At 70.7% G+C, this 16371-nt stretch carries 13 protein-coding genes and 1 tRNA gene; 8 read left to right on the top strand and 6 right to left on the bottom strand.

Going from position 1 to position 16371, the window contains the following annotated elements; genetic code table 11:
• Window positions 1-5 precede the first annotated feature (5 nt).
• The 3 genes from ACFWPT_RS16570 to ACFWPT_RS16560 all read right to left on the bottom strand — a co-directional run bounded on the left by ACFWPT_RS16570 (window position 6) and on the right by ACFWPT_RS16560 (window position 4026).
• Window positions 6-1838 carry a DEAD/DEAH box helicase gene (locus ACFWPT_RS16570; protein ID WP_380482361.1) on the bottom strand — a complete coding sequence of 611 codons (1833 nt, stop codon included), beginning with the start codon at window positions 1836-1838 and terminating at the stop codon, window positions 6-8.
• Window positions 1838-3259, bottom strand: a complete 1422-nt coding sequence (locus ACFWPT_RS16565; protein WP_380482359.1) for a ParB N-terminal domain-containing protein — start codon at window positions 3257-3259, stop codon at window positions 1838-1840. The genes ACFWPT_RS16570 and ACFWPT_RS16565 overlap by 1 nt, the downstream gene beginning before the upstream one ends.
• A gap of 80 nt (window positions 3260-3339) precedes the next feature.
• Entirely contained in the window at window positions 3340-4026 is a 687-nt protein-coding gene (locus ACFWPT_RS16560; protein ID WP_380482357.1) for a hypothetical protein, read from the bottom strand.
• Between the two features lie 239 nt (window positions 4027-4265).
• Here ACFWPT_RS16560 and ACFWPT_RS16555 point away from each other — a divergent pair, with 239 nt between their 5' ends.
• Window positions 4266-5129, top strand: coding sequence for a hypothetical protein (locus ACFWPT_RS16555; protein WP_380482356.1), 864 nt, complete (start codon window positions 4266-4268; stop codon window positions 5127-5129).
• Window positions 5130-5204: 75 nt separating this feature from the next.
• Here the strand turns inward: ACFWPT_RS16555 and ACFWPT_RS16550 are convergent, their stop codons facing one another.
• Both ACFWPT_RS16550 and ACFWPT_RS16545 read right to left on the bottom strand, forming a co-directional pair.
• Window positions 5205-5900 carry a tyrosine-protein phosphatase gene (locus ACFWPT_RS16550; protein ID WP_380374895.1) on the bottom strand — a complete coding sequence of 232 codons (696 nt, stop codon included), beginning with the start codon at window positions 5898-5900 and terminating at the stop codon, window positions 5205-5207.
• 55 nt (window positions 5901-5955) lie between these two features.
• Window positions 5956-6720 carry an SDR family oxidoreductase gene (locus ACFWPT_RS16545; protein ID WP_380335468.1) on the bottom strand — a complete coding sequence of 255 codons (765 nt, stop codon included), beginning with the start codon at window positions 6718-6720 and terminating at the stop codon, window positions 5956-5958.
• A 172-nt stretch (window positions 6721-6892) separates the two neighbouring features.
• On the opposite strand from ACFWPT_RS16545, the gene ACFWPT_RS16540 reads away from it, so the two are divergent.
• The gene (locus ACFWPT_RS16540; RefSeq protein WP_380374893.1) at window positions 6893-7660 is read left to right on the top strand and encodes a DNA polymerase beta superfamily protein; all 768 of its coding nucleotides are present in this window, start codon (window positions 6893-6895) and stop codon (window positions 7658-7660) included.
• 37 nt (window positions 7661-7697) lie between these two features.
• Window positions 7698-7770 (top strand) — tRNA-Lys (locus ACFWPT_RS16535).
• Between the two features lie 129 nt (window positions 7771-7899).
• Here ACFWPT_RS16535 and ACFWPT_RS16530 read toward each other — a convergent pair.
• On the bottom strand, window positions 7900-8982 hold the full coding sequence (locus ACFWPT_RS16530; protein WP_380374892.1) for a fatty acid desaturase family protein: 1083 nt from the start codon (window positions 8980-8982) through the stop codon (window positions 7900-7902).
• Between the two features lie 465 nt (window positions 8983-9447).
• On the opposite strand from ACFWPT_RS16530, the gene ACFWPT_RS16525 reads away from it, so the two are divergent.
• From ACFWPT_RS16525 to ACFWPT_RS16505, 5 genes are all read left to right on the top strand, one after another.
• Window positions 9448-11205, top strand: coding sequence for an LCP family protein (locus ACFWPT_RS16525; RefSeq protein WP_380482354.1), 1758 nt, complete (start codon window positions 9448-9450; stop codon window positions 11203-11205).
• A 240-nt stretch (window positions 11206-11445) separates the two neighbouring features.
• Window positions 11446-11895 (top strand): SRPBCC domain-containing protein, encoded by a 450-nt coding sequence (locus tag ACFWPT_RS16520; protein WP_380374888.1) that lies wholly within the window; start codon window positions 11446-11448, stop codon window positions 11893-11895.
• Window positions 11896-12144: 249 nt separating this feature from the next.
• Window positions 12145-12945 carry a VOC family protein gene (locus ACFWPT_RS16515; RefSeq protein ID WP_350880560.1) on the top strand — a complete coding sequence of 267 codons (801 nt, stop codon included), beginning with the start codon at window positions 12145-12147 and terminating at the stop codon, window positions 12943-12945.
• 151 nt (window positions 12946-13096) lie between these two features.
• Window positions 13097-13843 carry an HAD family phosphatase gene (locus ACFWPT_RS16510; protein WP_063348318.1) on the top strand — a complete coding sequence of 249 codons (747 nt, stop codon included), beginning with the start codon at window positions 13097-13099 and terminating at the stop codon, window positions 13841-13843.
• Window positions 13844-13942: 99 nt separating this feature from the next.
• On the top strand, window positions 13943-16348 hold the full coding sequence (locus tag ACFWPT_RS16505) for a glycoside hydrolase family 65 protein (RefSeq protein ID WP_380374884.1): 2406 nt from the start codon (window positions 13943-13945) through the stop codon (window positions 16346-16348).
• The last annotated feature ends 23 nt before the right edge of the window (window positions 16349-16371 follow it).

Below are 16371 nucleotides of genomic sequence, written 5' to 3'. Positions count from 1 at the left end.
TTCCCTCAGCGGGTAGCTGTGGCATCGAGGTGTTCCAGGAACGCCTGGATGTCCGCCATATCCATCCCGGTTGTGACAGAAGGCTCTTCCCGGAGATCGGCCAACTGTCGCACCGCCGGGTCGTCAAGGATCTGGCCCATGAACTGGAGCTTCTGTTCCAGCCGTTTAGCGACCGTTTCGTCGACCGAGCCACGGCAGGCCAGGACAGTGATCCGGGTCTCGGTACCGGGCGCAAGCCCCAGACGGTGGATCCGGTCGAGGCTCTGCAGGAACCGCCCGGCCTGGAAGTCCCGGTCTACGTAGACGGCGTCGTGGCACACCTGGTGCAGGCTGATGCCTTCGCCCAGGGTGGCGGGATTGGAGATCAGCACCATGCAGTCGGGATCCTCCCGGAACCGCCGGATCTGCTCTTCCCGGTCGGCCGTGCCGCCGTGGACGAGAGCAGGGCGGAAGTCCTTGAGCATGAGTTCGAGGGTCGTCAGACTTCTCACGAAACTGGCCCAGACCAGGGTCTTCCGGCCCCGGGCCGCGTTGATGGCCACTAGCTGAAGGGCCTCGTGGTACTTCGGTGAAATTTCGTACGCCGGAAGTTCCGCTATGAGGCTCTGCAATGAGGCGCTGGCTGGCGCATCCAGCGGATCAAGCCGGTACTCAAGCGGCTCGTAGGCGCTGCTGCCTTCGATGAGAAGAGCGGGACTGGTCGCGGCCATCAGCATTCGGAGCATCGATTTCCCGAGTGCTTCGAAATCAGACCGGACAGCTTCGGCCCGTGACGAATACTGTCCCGCCAGCGCGTCGTAGATCTCCCGGTGAAGGGCGGGCATGTTGACGTACCGGATGGTAGTCACGGCTGGGGGAAGATCGAGTTCGCGCTTCGTAGTGCGGGTATACAGAGGGCGGAGCACCGCGCTGGCATGCGCGAGATCGCCCCCCCCGACGGCCTGGCTGACGACGCGGCGTCCGTGACCGGGCCAGACGAAGGAGAGCAAGTTCTCAAGGTCCTTGGCGCCGTTGGGTGCCGGCGTTCCTGTGAGGATGAGCCGACGCTTGCTGAGCGGTCCAAGCGCCATGCAGGCAGCGCCATAGATTCCCTGCGAGCCCAACTTCATCCGATGTGCCTCGTCGAGCACAAGCATGCTGGGCGCAGCCTTCAGCCATCCGGCAAGGGCGGCCAGTTGGCGGTCGAGCCGCTCGTAGTTGACGATCAGGATCTCGGTGGCAGGATCTGGCTGGCCCGACAGGACGGTTGTCTGAGGGGGCTGCTCGAAGCACAGTGCAGCCTCCGTCTGCCATGCCTCGTAGGCGGACTTCGGGCTGACCACGAGGAGTCTGCTGACCTCCCGTTGCTCGCGAAGGGCTGCGAAGACCGCCAGGGTGGCGCGAGTCTTGCCCGCTCCGGGAACACTGAAGTTGGCGCCGTGCCGCAACGAGAGCAGCCGGGCGACATCACGCCGTTGGAAGGAGGTCAGCCCGGCCTTCCAGGTGTCGCCGAGGAGCGTAGGCACCATGTCCGGCTGAATGGTGGATTCATCCGTGACGTCACCGGAGAGCCGCCTGCTGGCGGTCTCGGCATCGTCAAGGACACTGCCGGCCAGTTCGGCGAGAGCTTCCTCCCACTGCACGCTCTCCGGGGCGGGCCAGCTGCCGAGCTCCTCAAGGCTGGCCAGGAAGTCGTCCAACGGAATCTCGGCCGATGCAGGGCCGCGCATGCCGCCGTTGCCAAACCGCATGGACAATCGCGCGAGGTCATTGTGGAACCCCGCCGCTGCCCGGAGGACAGCGGCGGTTCGCGTGACGTCGAAGCCGATCTGCAGAGACGGTTCTGCTGTCAGGCTCACTAGTTCTCCTGCCGTACGGCATTCAACAACCAGGTGACTCCATCCCCGGCTTCGGTGACGCTGCGCTGTGCCTCCTTGGCCAGCTTGGCAAGGGCGTCACGGAGCTGGAGAACGGCCTCGTCGAACGCTTCCTCGTCGAGACTGCGGGAACCGCGGGACAGTACCAGGTCGGTAATGCACTGGTCGATGTCCTGGGCCGCGTCGTTCAGTCGGTCCGGTGCGGCTCGCTTCCGCTTCCGCAGCCGGGCATCGCGGCCAGCCGGGTCAAGAGCTCCCTCGACCGCTTCGTGAGCGGCTTTGACGCTCAGCGAAGCAGCCCTGATCTCCTCCGGGGGGAGCTTGTCGGCTGCGGCCGCAGCTGCTTTGAAGCGGAGCACCGAGTCCGTGAAGGCCTTTGCCGCCACGACTTTGGACGTCTCAGCGGGCCGCACTGACCGGTTCAGTCCCGGAATGGCCACCGTTGACGGGCTCTTGGCGGTGGGCTGCCGGAGCTCTTCGGGCAGCTGCTTACTGAGGTACCGGTCATGGAAATCCTCTTCGATGACCCGGACATCAGTCTTGGAGAAGCCGAGGATCATGGCGGCGAGACGTGCCTCCTTGATCAGCTCCGCGTTCTCCCGCTGGTTCGCGGCGACTTCCTTCGCGTATCGCCGACGAAGCTCCTTCAGCTTCTCCTGGTGCTCTTCGAAATCGACGAGCCGAAGGGCGATACCCCCGCTGGAACTGCGGTCGATCATCTCGCGGATGCAGGACAGGATCCACAGGTCCTGCTCGCACGCGGTCGAGTTGGACCGGAAGTCGTGGGCGACGCTTCCGATTGGCCTGCCGAGGGCGACCTGCTCCTCAATTGCCAGTAGCCGGTTGATGTAGGAGTAGTCCCGCCGGTGGTCCTTGCGCAGCTGGAGCGACAGCTCCACCGCGCTGATATCGGCCCAGGTGCAGTCGCCCGGGAGAACTCCCACTCGGATGGTTTGCTGGCCGAGCTCCTTCAGCGCGGCACGTCGCGAATTGCCGTTGACGAGGATCCCGTCCCGGGTGATCAGACCGGGGTCGTTCTGCCCGAAGTCCTTGACGCTCTTCTTCAGCTCTGAGAAGTCGGGGTCGGTCTCGTTGGGATTCGACGGTTTGGCCTGGAGCAGGTGGTGCAGGTACTCCTGGCTCTCCGTACTCCAGGGGCTGATATCGAGCGCTTCGTTGAGCCGGGGGTCGTGGCTTCGCTGGGCCCGGATGCGATGGGTCCCTGGGTTGTAGTAGAGGCTGTCGGTCGGCATGTCGATGACTTCGACGTTGAGCGGCTGGCTGCGCCACTCGATCTTCACCGACTCACGCACCCCGCCGGCCAGGGAAGCCTCGCGGAGCCGCTTCTCCACCAGATCCTGGTTGTAGGCGGCCATCGGCGGCCGGCCAAGGTCCGGACTCATGAACCTAGTTCTCCTCTGCGTGGGAAACGCGCTGTTTCATATGATGGCGACGGCTTGTACGGGACGGCTCAGGGCAGGACTTAACCCAGGCTGGATTCGAGTGCGGCCCTGAAACGGGCCCGGGAGTCCGCCGGCATGGTGCGGTAGGCCGCCCACAGCAGCTCGACCTTGCCGAAATCCCGTTTGTCCCCCGCAACCCAGGAGGAGAGCATCCGGAGCTCCATCGTGCCGAGATGGGAAATCTCCGCAATCGTCTGGGCCACGTCGGTCTCCAACCGCGGGGCTCCTACCCGGCAGCGCCGGCACTCGGTGATGAGCTCGACAGCCGTGGTGCCGTCCACGAGCCGTACTTCGCGGCGGGCGATGTCGAGTTGGGACCTTTCGTAGGACTCGGCGTATTCCTCACCCGGCGAGATGCCACAGCTGCGGCAGATGTGGCCGTCCTTGGCCAGGACGTCGCGGCGCCGGGTGCCGGTAAGCCCGGACGTGTCCTTCCCAGGGCCCTTGCGGTCCTCCCAGACAGCTTCGCCGATGGCCACGAGGCGCAGTTCGTTGGCGCCGAGACGGGTGTCTTCGCGCGCAGTGTCGATCCGCCAGCCCCGGCTCCGGAGATCACGCACCCTGCGGTCGATCTGCGCCACGCCCGGGAACACGTCGCGGAGCTGCGCGTACGTGAAGATCCCACCTTCGCCGGCCGCGGTAGCCAGCCAGAGAGCCACTCGCTTCATCGAGCCGAGGTTGGTGTCCTCCCAGGAGGGGAGCGCCATGGCCGTTCCTTTCAGTCGAGTGCGAGGGGAGTCCACGCGGGCTGCAGTGCGCATGGCCGTGGAAGCGGCCCAGTGCATCGGACCACCCACGTGGACAGGTCCAGTTAAGAACGGGGATCAGTGCTGGCGCCAGCCGCCAGCGATCTTTCGCGGATAGTCTGAAGAGGATCGCCTTCTCCCAGCCGGATTGATCGGACACACTCGGGTGGCCAGTACTGTGTGGACACTGAGGAGGGGCTGTGCCACCGCTTGGCCAAGTCGGCGGGAGCTTTGTTGAAGGGAGCACGCCGGAGCAGCAGGAGCTCGCGAAGGCCATGTGCGCGCTCTACGGTCGGCTCAAGCCGCACCCGCATTCGAAGGACGTGCCTCCAGGCACCCCCAACCCAGGCACCATGGCAGCCAATGCGAAACGTCTGACAGTTTCGGAGAGTGCTCTCAGCGGCTACCTGCATGCCCGGAACGTTCCGGTTCTGGGCGTGCTTTTGCGGCTTCACACAGCGGCGCGCGGGGATGCGGGCGGGGATCTGGCGTGGTCGTGGCCTCAGCTGAAGCAACTGCACGAACGGGCATCCCGTCGGCCGTGCGAGCGTTGCAGGGAGGAACAGCACCGGACGTGCGCCCACTGTGGCCACCACGGCCAAAGCTGTGCCGACGGTCAGATCCCTGTGGCCACAGCTCTCGAAAGGCAGCGCGTTCCTGAAGAAGCGCCAGCCGATCAGGCCGTGCAGAGCCGGCTCGCCGAGACGAAGGGGGGCGGCGGGCCTGTTCTGCCGGTCCCCCTCCCCGTGGGGGACCGGCAGAACGTCGCGGCTTCCACCCCGTTTGAAGCCGGCCTTGATGAGGCGATCCGGCACCTCCGGGCAGGACGTGACCGGGATGCCCATCTGGTTCTTGCCGAAGCCGGCGCCAAGCTCCCGGTGCACCGGATTCCGGATGTCGTGATGGCCTGCCAAGGAAAGGGGCTCGTCGTTGCTGCCGACGCACTTCTGCACAGTGCGGCCAGGCGACCGCCGGAGGAGGTCCTGCACATCGTCCGTCTGTTCAACTCCGCGCAGTACTACCAGGAGGCCGACCTCGTTCTGAGGGTTGCTACCGCAGGCTGACCTCAGAACGGTTGGTTGGTAGCCCAGGCTGGTGGTCACCAGTGAGCCTGGCGGGTCCTATCTGCGGCTACCCGGTCAGGCCGACAGGTTGGTGCGCAGGGCGGTCAGCTCCTCGTCGGTGACGCCGTGGGCGCGGAGGTAGGCGGGGAGGGAGGAGTGCCGGGTGTGGATCCAGCCGAGGGCGGAGGCGAGGAGTTCGGCGGTGACGGGGCGGGAGACGCGTTCGGTGCCGGTCTCGTCGACGTAGGGGGTGGGGCCCCGGTCGAGGCCGAGGCCGACGTTGGAGAGCAGGAAGTCGGCGGTGACGTCGGCCTCCGAGGCACCGAGCAGGGACTGCAGGACGGCGATGGTCAGGCCGGTGCGGTCCTTGCCGACGGCGCAGTGCACGAGGGCGGGCAGCGCGCCGGGGGCGGCGAGGCGGCGGACGACGGCGGCGAGGGACGGGCCGGCGGTCCGGGCCATGAAGGGGTAGAGCGCCGCCTGGTCCTCGGGCCAGGGCTGGTCGACGTCCTCGCGGTTGGCGGGCAGGGTCGGCAGGTTGAGGGCCTCGTGGTCGAGGCCGTGCCGCAGGTCGGGCCAGACCTCCAGCTCGACCGGACTGCGCAGGTCGAGGACGGTGCGCAGGCCGAGGGCCTTGAGGCGCCGGGCGCCCTCGTCGGTGAGGGTGTGGAAGGAGCCGGAGCGGTAGAGCACGCCCCGCCGCAGGGCGCCGATCCCGCCCGCGTCACGGAAGTTGCGCACACCGGGGATGTCGATGAAGGCGTCGGTCATGGCCCCACGGTACGGGCGGCGGGCGGGCCGGCGGAAGGAAACCGGAGGGAACCTTTCAGCGCCCGCCGGAGACGTCCAGGAATGCGTTGGTGGTGTACGAGGCGGCGGGGGAGAGCAGGAAGAGGATCGCCTCGGCGACCTCCTCCGCCCGTCCGCCGCGCCGCATCGGCAGTCCGGGGGCGACCCGGTCGACCCGGCCGGGCTCGCCGCCGAGGGCGTGGATGTCGGTGTGGATCAGGCCGGGGCGGACGGCGTTGACCCGGATCCCCTCGGCGGCGACCTCCAGGGCGAGGCCGCGGGTCATCGAGTCGACGGCGCCCTTGGCGGCCGCGTAGTCGACGTACTCGTTGGGCGAGCCGAGCCGCGAGGCGGCCGAGGACACGTTGACGATGGCGCCGCCGCGGCCGCCGTGCCGGGTGGACATCCGGCGGACGGCCTGGGCCGCGCACAGGAACGGGCCGGTGATGTTGGCGGCCCAGATCCGGTTCAGCCGGTCCTCGTCGATGTCCTCCAGCCGGCACTGCTTCTCCAGCGTGCCGGCGTTGTTCACCAGGCCGGTGAGCAGCCCGAGTTCGGCGTCCACGGTGGTGAACAGCCGCTCCACCTCGGCGGTGCGGGTGACGTCGGCCCGGACGGCGAGCGCGGTGCCGCCCTCGGCCCGGACGGCGTCCACCACGGCGGTGGCCGAGGCCTCGTCGGTGCGGTAGTTGACGCAGACCCGGTAGCCGCGCCGGGCGGCGAGCAGGGCGGTGGCGGCGCCGATGCCGCGGCCGGCGCCGGTGACGATCAGGACGCCGTCGTCGGGGATGGTGGTCGACATGGTCGGTACGCTACCCGGCGGGCCGGCCGGGGCGGGCCCCGGCGCGGAAATCGTTCGCCCGGAGCGGCCCGGACCGGCGAGGATGCGGTAGCGGCGCCGCCACCACCCTCACCGCCACCACCCTCACCGCCGGCACCGTCCTGCCAGCCGGCCGGTCGAGAGGAGACCGACGATGCCCGACGCACCCGCACCCGCACCCGCACCCGCCGTCCCCGGTACCGTCCTGCTCTCCGGCGTGGTCGGCTCCACCGCGTACGGCTTCGCCCACGCCGGCTCCGACGTCGACCGGCTCGGCCTGTACGCCGCCCCCACCGAGGAGCTGCACGGTCTGCACCGCCCGGCCGAGTCGCACGTCACCACCGGGCCCGACGTCACCCTGCACGAGGCCGCCAAGTGGTGCCGTCTGGCGCTGTCCTGCAACCCGACCGCCTCCGAGCTCGTCTGGCTGCCGGACGACCTGTACGAGATCCGCACTCCGCTCGGTGCCGAACTGGTCGAGATCCGCTCGAGTTTCCTCAGCGAATCGGCCGTCCGGAAGGCCTATCTCGGTTACGCAGAGCAGCAGTTCCGCAAACTGCTGACCCGCGACACCACCGACCCGGTCACCCGCGGCCGGGCCGCCAAGCACGCCCGGCACCTGGTCCGGCTGGTCGCGCAGGCCGTCCGGCTGCACGAGACCGGCCACAACCTGGTCCGCCTCGCCGACCCCGGACACGTCCGCGACCTCGGCGAACGCATCGCCGACCGCCCCGCCGTCGCCGAGTCCCTGCTCGCCGACGCCGCCGATCGCCTGGCCCGCCCCGGCGTCCTCCCCGCCGCCCCGGACCCGCGCCCCGCCGAATCCTGGCTCCGCCGCGTCCGCGCCGCCCACTACGCTCCGCCCCCCGCCCCCGGCGCGCCCGCGCAATCCGCTGGCGGAGCCCTGCGCCCCACCGGGTAGGATCACGGTGGCCCTCCCCAACCGGGACGAGGGCCACGGGCCACTAGCTCAATTGGCAGAGCTGCGGACTTTTAATCCGTAGGTTCAGGGTTCGAGCCCCTGGTGGCCCACCGAACCGAGGCCAGGTCAGAAACCCTCTGACCTGGCCTTTTGCATGTCCGCGACCGGTGAACGCACTGCGGCACCCCGGCTGGTCGAGTAGCCGGGGTGCCGCGGTGTGGTGCGGGTCGTGGGGCGGGTCAGGCCGCGGCGCGGATCGGGGCGCCGGTCTGGTGGAGGTGGGTGAGGATCTCGCGGTACGAGCGGAAGAGGCCGGTCTCGTAGTAGGCGATCTCCTTCTCGGCGCAGAAGTCGCGGGTGAGGACGGCGGCGCGGCGCAGGGCCGGGGTGGGCATGCTGGGGAAGAGGTGGTGCTCGACCTGGTAGTTGAGGCCGCCCATCAGGGCGTCGATGAAGTAGCCGCCGCGGACGTTGCGGGAGGTGAGGACCTGGCGGCGGAGGAAGTCGAGTCGCATGCCGGGCGTCACCATCAGCATGCCCTTGTGGTTGGGGGCGAAGACGCAGCCCAAGTAGACGCCGAGCAGCGCCTGGTGGACGGCGAGGAAGGCGAAGGCCTTGCCGACCGGGAGGGCGGCGAAGACCAGTCCGAGGTAGGCGGCGAAGTGGGCGACCAGCAGGAAGCCCTCCAGGTACGGGCGCTTCATGATCGGGCTGCGCAGCGCGCGGAAGCTGTTGTAGCTGAGGTTGAGGCCTTCGAGCAGGAGCAGCGGGAAGAAGAGGAACGCCTGGCGGCGGCCGATGAAGCGGGCGATTCCGCTGGCCCTCCTGGCCTGGTCCTGGGACCAGACGACGAGGTCGGGGGAGACGTCCGGGTCCCGCTCCTCGTGGTTGGGGTTGGCGTGGTGGCGGGTGTGCTTGTTCATCCACCAGCCGTAGCTCATGCCCATCAGGAGGTTGGCGACGATGCGGCCGCCGATCTCGCCGGCGCGGCGCCCGGTGAACACCTGGCGGTGCGCCAGGTCATGGGCCATCAGTCCGAGTTGGGCGAAGACGATGGACATCGCGGCGGCCAGGCCGAGTTGGAGCCAGGTGTCGCCGAGGGCGAACATGGCCCACCAGCCGCCGAGGAACGCGGCGAGGACGAGGCCCGCGCGGACGGTGTAGTAGACCGGGCGTCGGTCGAGCAGGGCCTCGGCGCTGATCCGGCCGAGCAGTTGGGCGAAGTCGCTCCCGCCGGTTCCGGGCGGGGCGGTGTCCGGTGGTCCGGCGGGCGGCTGCGGCCGGGTTTTCGCGGTCGGCGTCCCCGCGGTATCGGTGGTCATGGTGCTGAGTCTGGTCTAGCGAACGGGCCTTGAGAAACGGGGGCATCCCCCTGGGGCGGGGTGAGGATAACCCCCGGACCGTCCCGGGCGGCGGCGGACGTGCGGCGCGTGGTGCCGGATGGTGCCGCTGGGGCGGGGAGAGGTGGCGTAGGTCACGTCGTAATCGGCTGGTTTCGGGCGTTCTGTGGCGAGCTTGCGCCGTGGTGGCCGGGGTTGGTGGTGGACCGGAGGTCGGTGACCGCGTCGGGCCTAAATATGATCGGAAGCCACGTTCATCGGTTTGTACCGATGTTCGTATGTGCAACCTGGGAACGGTCCCGACCGTCTCCCTGTGTGCGGTGCGCCAGATCGTCCGGGGCGTCGCTTCCGTCGGTGAAAGGTACGCGCATGTCAGGTCAGTGGGGCGAGGGCCCGGCTCGGGGGGAGAACGCACCCGGCGCGCTCACGACGGGGAGCGATGGGTCCGTGCCGCCGCCGCGTACCGGCGGCCGGGCAGAGGCCCGACGCGCCGCCCAGGGCAAGGGCGCTGGCCGCGCTGGCAAGGACGGCGGCAAGGACGGCGGCAACGACGCTGGCAAGGACGGCGGTCGGGGCGCTGGCAAGGACGGCGGCAGGCCGGAGGCGGCGGCCGGCGGCGGCCGGGCGGCGGCGCGCAACAGCCGCAAGCCCAAGAAGAACGTGAAGAAGATCGTCGCCTGGTCGGCGGCCGGTGTGCTGGTGCTGATCGCGGGCGCCGGCGGGGCGATCTACTTCAAGCTGAACGCCAACATCAAGTCCTTCGACGGCGACGCGATAGCCACCGACCGCCCGCCGGAGGCGCAGGCCGATGCGGACGGCAACAAGCCGGTCAACGTCCTGCTGATCGGTTCGGACAGCCGCGGCGGCAACAACTCGGACCTCGGCGGCGGCGAGGACGGCGGCGCCCGCTCGGACACCACGATCCTGCTGCACGTCTACGCCGACCACAAGCACGCCGTGGGCATCTCGATCCCGCGCAACGCGAAGGTCCCGATCCCGCCCTGCAAGCTGCCCAACGGCAAGTGGACCAAGGGGGCGTCCAGCGACCTGTTCAACGCGGCCTTCTCGGTCGGCGGCAGCGACGGCGGCAACCCGGCCTGCGCCCAGAACACGGTGGAGAAGCTCACCGGGATCCGGGTCGACCACACCATCGTGGTCGACTTCAACGGCTTCTCCGCGATGACCAAGGCCGTGAACGGCGTCGACGTCTGCCTGCCGAAGGCCATCTACGAGGGCGACGTCAACCCCAACCTGCACAAGAAGGGCGACCTCGTCCTGCCGCAGGGCAAGCAGACCGTGCAGGGCCAGCAGGCGCTGGACTACGTGCGCCTGCGGCACGGCATCGGCGACGGCTCCGACATCGGCCGGATGAAGCGCCAGCAGGCCTTCCTCAGCTCGCTCGCGAGCAAGGTCAAGAAGGACGGGCTGAGCCCCACCAACCTGCTGCCGCTGGCCGACGCCGCGACCAAGTCGCTGGTGGTCGACCCGGGGCTGGCCTCCGCGGACAAGCTGCTCTCCTTCGGGCTGTCGCTCAAGAACATCGACATGCACGACCTCAAGTTCGTGACGGCGCCCTGGCGTTACCGCACCCAGGACAAGGACCTCGACCTGGTCCAGCCGGACGCCAACAAGCTCTGGGAGACCCTCAAGGCCGACCAGACCATCGACGGGCAGAACGCCACCGGCCAGCAGCCGGACGCGGCCGCCAGCCCGAGCGCACCGGCCGCGTCGCAGTCGGCCGCGTCCAGCGCGCCCGCCGCGCCGGTCGCGGACGCCGGCAACTCGTCGATCAAGGTGGCGGTCTACAACGGGACGACCGAGAACGGCCTGGCCGGCAAGGCGACCGCGCAGCTGAAGGCCGCCAAGTTCGTCGCCACCACGGCGGGCCAGGCGGCGAGCACCAAGTACAAGACCACCATGATCGAGTACGGCTCAGGGCAGAAGGCGAACGCCGACAAGGTCGCCGCGCTGTTCCCGGGCGCCAGCGTCGAGGCCGGCAACTCGGCGGGCGTGACCCTGATCGTCGGCAAGGACTTCTCGGCGGCCAACGGCGGCGGCGCCACCGGCCCGGCCGCCGGGACGGGCGGCGCGGCCGCGAACGGCACCCCGGCGCCCCCGGCGCCGCTGCCGACCACCGTCACCAACGACGCCCGCTCGGCGGACGACGACATCTGCGCGAACACCACCTACGGCAGCGGCGGCTGACCGCACCCGAGCCGTGGGGGCTGACCGCACCCGAGCCGTGGGGACGGCCCCCGGGCCGGCGCCGTCCAGGGCGCGCGGGCCCGGGGGTCGTGCCATGGTGGCCGGAGAAACCGGGGAGGCGCCCGGCCCGGGCGACCTGAGGGACGGGCGACCTGAGGGACGGGGGCCCGACGCGCGGGACCCCCGCACACCGGACCCGGCCCACGGACAAGGGGGGCGCGCACCGAAAGGCGGACCCCCATGCCCGAGATCGCCCTCCAGTTCGACATCGCCGCACCCCGGGCCGTCGTCCTCGCCGCGCTCAACACGCACGGCGGGCTGACCAGCTGGTGGACCACCGGCGTGGACCGGGAGGGCGACGTCCTGCTGTTCGACTTCCCCGGCGTCCCCGAGCCGTTCCGGCTGCGCCGCGAGCGGGCCGACCTGGACCGGGTGGTGTGGGCCAACGCCGGGGCCTTCCCGCCGCACTGGGCCGGCACCTGGATCAGCTGGGACCTCGCCGACCAGCCCGGCGAGCCCGGCCGCACCCGGCTGCTGTTCCGGCACGGCGGCTGGCAGCCGGGCAGCGAGGACGGCGTCCCGCTGGTCGCCGGCACCTGGGCCGAACTGCTGGTCCGGCTCAAGGACTACGCGCAGAGCGGCAAGGTGCAGCCGTACTTCGTCACGGCCCAGCGGCACGACGCCGCGTGAACGGCCCACGCGGCGGCGTGAGCGGCACGACGCCGCGCGAACGGCCCGCCGGCGGCCGAACGGGCCCCGGGCCCGTCCGATCGCCCGCCAGGGCGCCGTCCGGTGGCGGGATCGCGGCGCCGGGCCGATGGTGGGCGGTGTACCCGCCGTTCGCGCTGACGGCCGGCACCGGCAGCCCGGCACCGGGCGGCCGGGACCCGCCCGCCCCGACGACCACGCCGGCGACCACTGCCTTCGGGAGGCCCAGCAATGCCCGTAGTCACCGCTCCGTACAAGCCCGGCACCCCGTGCTGGATCGACCTGATGGCGAGCGACCAGCAGGCCGCGCTCGACTTCTACCGCGACCTGTTCGGCTGGCAGGGCGAGGTCGGCCCGGCCGAGTTCGGCGGCTACGCCGTGTGCATGCTCAACGACCGACCGGTCGCCGGGATCATGGCGCGGTCCGCGCCCGAGGGCCAGCCGCTGCCGCCCGTCGCCTGGACCACCTACCTGGCCTCGGACGACGCCGACGTGAGCGGGGCCGCCATCGCCGAGCACGGCGGCACGATCCTCTACCCGGCGATGGACGTCGGCGTGATCGGCCGGATGCTGGTCGCCGCCGACCCGACCGGCGCGGTGTTCGGCGTCTGGCAGGCGATGGACTTCATCGGCGCGGGCGTGGTCAACGAGCCCGGCGCACTGGTCTGGAACGAGCTCAACACCGCCGACACCGACGCGGCCGGCCGCTTCTACCTCCCGGCGCTCGGGCTGCGCCCGGCGACCATCCAGGGCATGGAGGGGTACTTCTCGCTCAACGCCGGCGACCGTACGGTGGGCGGCATGCAGCCGATCCCCAAGTACCTGGGGGCGGGCACGCCCTCGCACTGGATGGCCTACTTCTCGGTGGACGACACCGACTCCACCGTGGACGCCCTGGTCAAGGCGGGCGGCTCGGTGATCCAGCCGCCGTTCGACATGCAGTCCGGCCGGATGGCGGTCGTCCAGGACCCGCAGGGTGCGGTGTTCGCGGTGGCGGAGGCCGCCGAGGCGCAGATGCCCGACTCGCCGTAACAGCAGCCGGGCACCCCCGCCGTACCAGCGCCGGGCACCCACGAGCCCACCCGGCCACCCACGAGCACCCGGGCAACCGGAAGCCGCCCTTCCCGCGACGCGCCGCCGGGAAATGGGCGGCTTCCCCGCGTTCCCGGGTAAGACTGCACCCATGCTGGGGCTACCGGACGACATCCGCGCTTTCCTCTTCGACCTCGACGGGGTCCTCACCCAGACCGCCAAAGTGCACGCCGCGGCCTGGAAGGACACCTTCGACTCCTTCCTGCGCGCCGAAGCCGCCCGCACCGGCGGGCAGTTCGTCCCCTTCGACGCCGTCACCGACTACGACACCTACGTGGACGGCCGCCCGAGACTGGACGGCACCCGGGCGTTCCTGCACAGCCGGGGCGTCGACCTGCCCGAGGGCACCGACGCCGATCCGCCCAACACCCCTACCGTGCACGGGATCAGCCGGGCCAAGAACGACACCGTCCTGCGGCTGATCCGCGAGCAGGGCGTCCAGCCGTACGACGGCTCGGTCGCGTACGTGCACCGGCTGCGCGCGCTCGGGCTGCCCAGCGCCGTGGTGTCCTCCAGCGCCAACTGCCGGGACGTGCTGCGGGCGGCGGGCATCGAGGGGCTGTTCGACGTGATCGTGGACGGCGTCGTCGCCCAGCGCGAGGGCCTGCCCGGCAAGCCCGCCCCCGACACCTACCTGTACGCCGCCCGCACGCTCGGCGTCGAGCCCGCGCACGCCGCCGTCTTCGAGGACGCGCTCGCCGGGGTGGCCTCCGGCCGGGCGGGCGGCTTCGGGGCCGTGGTCGGGGTCAACCGCACCGGGCAGGCCGCCGAACTGCGCCGGGACGGCGCGACCGTGGTCGTCGACGACCTCGCCGAACTGCTGGAGGAGCAGGCATGAATGAGCGGAGCGGGGTAGTCGCATGAGTGAGCGGAGTGAGCTCATCATCGAGAGGCGCGCGTGCCGGTCATCGGCTGCCGAGCGGAGCGAGGTGGGCGCATGAGTGGCTTGGACAACTTCTCCGTCGACCCCTGGCTGATCGCCGAGCAGGGCCTGGACCTGACCGCGATGGCCCGCGCCGAGTCGCTGTTCGCGCTCTCCAACGGCCACATCGGCCTGCGCGCCAACCTGGACGAGGGCGAGCCGCACGGCCTCCCCGGCACCTACCTGAACGGCGTCTTCGAGCTCCGCCCGCTGCCGTACGGCGAGGGCGGCTACGGCTACCCGGAGTCCAGCCAGAGCGTCATCAACGTGACCAACGGCAAGATCATCCGGCTGTTGGTCGACGACGAGCCCTTCGACCTGCGCTACGGCGAACTCATCCGCCACAAGCGCTGGTTGGACTTCCGGGAGGGGATGCTGCACCGTGAGGCCGAGTGGACCTCCCCGGCCGGCCGGACCATCCGGGTGCGCTCCTCCCGGCTGGTCTCGCTCACCCAGCGCGCGGTCGCTGCGGTCGAGTACAGCGTCGAGGCGGTGGACGGGCCGGTGCGGATCGTGCTCCAGTCCGAGCTGGTCGCCAACGAGCAGCTGCCCGGCGGCCCCGAGGGCGATCCGCGGGCCTCCGCCGTGCTGGAGGCGCCGTTGCAGCCCGAGGTGCACCACGCGAGCGGCACCAAGGCCGTCCTGGTGCACCGCACCCGCTACAGCGCGATCCGGGTCGCCGCCGGGATGGACCACGTGATCGAGGGCCCGGAGGAGCTCGAAACCGTCGCCGAGGCCGAGGCCGACCACTGCCGGATCAGCGTCACCACCGTGCTCCGGCCCGGACAGCGGCTGCGGCTGGTCAAGTTCATGGCCTACGGCTGGTCGGGGACGCGCTCGCTGCCCGCCGTCCGGGACCAGGTGGAGGCCGCGCTGACCGCCGCCAGGTACACCGGCTGGGACGGTCTGGCCGCCGAACAGGCCGACTACCTCAAGGAGTTCTGGGAGACCAGCGACGTCGAGATCGAAGGCGACGTCGAACTCCAGCAGGCCGTCCGGTTCGCCGTCTTCCACGTCCTCCAGGCCGGCGCCCGCAGCGAGGAACGGGCCATCCCCGCCAAGGGGTTGACCGGCCCGGGCTACGACGGGCACAGCTTCTGGGACACCGAGACCTTCGTCCTGCCGGTGCTCACCTACTGCCTGCCCGGGGCCGTCAACCAGGCGCTGCGCTGGCGGCACACCACGCTGCCGCTGGCCCGCGAGCGGGCCGCCCAACTCGGCCTGGCCGGAGCGGTGTTCCCCTGGCGGACCATCCGCGGCGAGGAGTGCTCCGGGTACTGGCCGGCCGGTACCGCAGCCTTCCACATCGGCGCCGACATCGCCGCCGCCGTCGCCCGCTACGTCCGGGCCACCGGGGACGCCGAGTTCGAGCGCGCGTACGGGCTCGAACTGCTCGTGGAGACCGCCCGGATGTGGCGCTCGCTCGGCCACCACGACGTCTCGGGGAAGTTCCGCATCGAGGGCGTCACCGGCCCGGACGAGTACAGCGCCGTCGCCGACAACAACGTGTTCACCAACCTGATGGCGCAGACGAACCTGCGCGCCGCCGCCGAGGCCGCCGCCCGCCACTCGCACGAGGCCGCCGAACTCGGCGTCGACACCGAGGAGACCGCCGCCTGGCGGGACGCCGCGGCCGCGATGTACATCCCGTACGACGAGGACCTCGGCGTGCACCCGCAGGCCGACGGCTTCACCCACCACCAGGTCTGGGACTTCGAGCACACCCCGCCCGAGAAGTACCCGCTGCTGCTGCACTACCCGTACTTCGACCTGTACCGCAAGCAGGTGGTCAAGCAGGCCGACCTGGTGCTCGCCATGCAGGTCCGCGGCGACGCGTTCACCGACGAGCAGAAGGCCCGCAACTTCGCCTACTACGAGCGGCTCACCGTCCGCGACTCCTCGCTCTCCGCGTGCACCCAGGCGGTGATCGCCGCCGAGGTCGGCCAGCTCGACCTCGCGTACGACTACACGGCCGAGGCGGCGCTGATGGACCTGCACGACCTCGGCGGCAACACCCGCGACGGCCTGCACATGGCCTCGCTCGCGGGCGCCTGCATCGCCCTGGTGGCGGGCTTCGGGGGGCTGCGCGACCACAGCGACTCGCTGTCCTTCCGGCCCCGGCTGCCGGGCGGGCTGATGAGGCTCGGGTTCTCGCTGATGGTCCGCGGGCAGTTGCTGGGCGTCCAGATCACCCACGAGGGGACGACGTACGCGCTGCGCCGCGGCGAGGTGCTGCACCTGTGGCACGACGGCGAGCCGGTGCAGGTGAAGGCCGGGCAGCCGGTCACCCTGCCGACCACCGCGCCGCCGGCCCAGGAGCGGTGCGGCCAGCCGCCCGGCCGCGAGCCCGCCCGGCGGCAGGCGCAGGCGGGCCTGGTCAGCGGCAAGCTCGGGCAGCAGGACCACCTGGCGGCGGAGTAGCCGCGCCGGCCTGTCGTTCACCT

The sequence above is a fragment of the Kitasatospora sp. NPDC058478 genome (assembly GCF_042720345.1).
Classification (GTDB): Bacteria; Actinomycetota; Actinomycetes; order Streptomycetales; family Streptomycetaceae; genus Kitasatospora.
The sequence above is the reverse complement of the archived record's forward strand: the minus strand, read 5'-3'. Positions and strand labels throughout refer to the sequence as shown.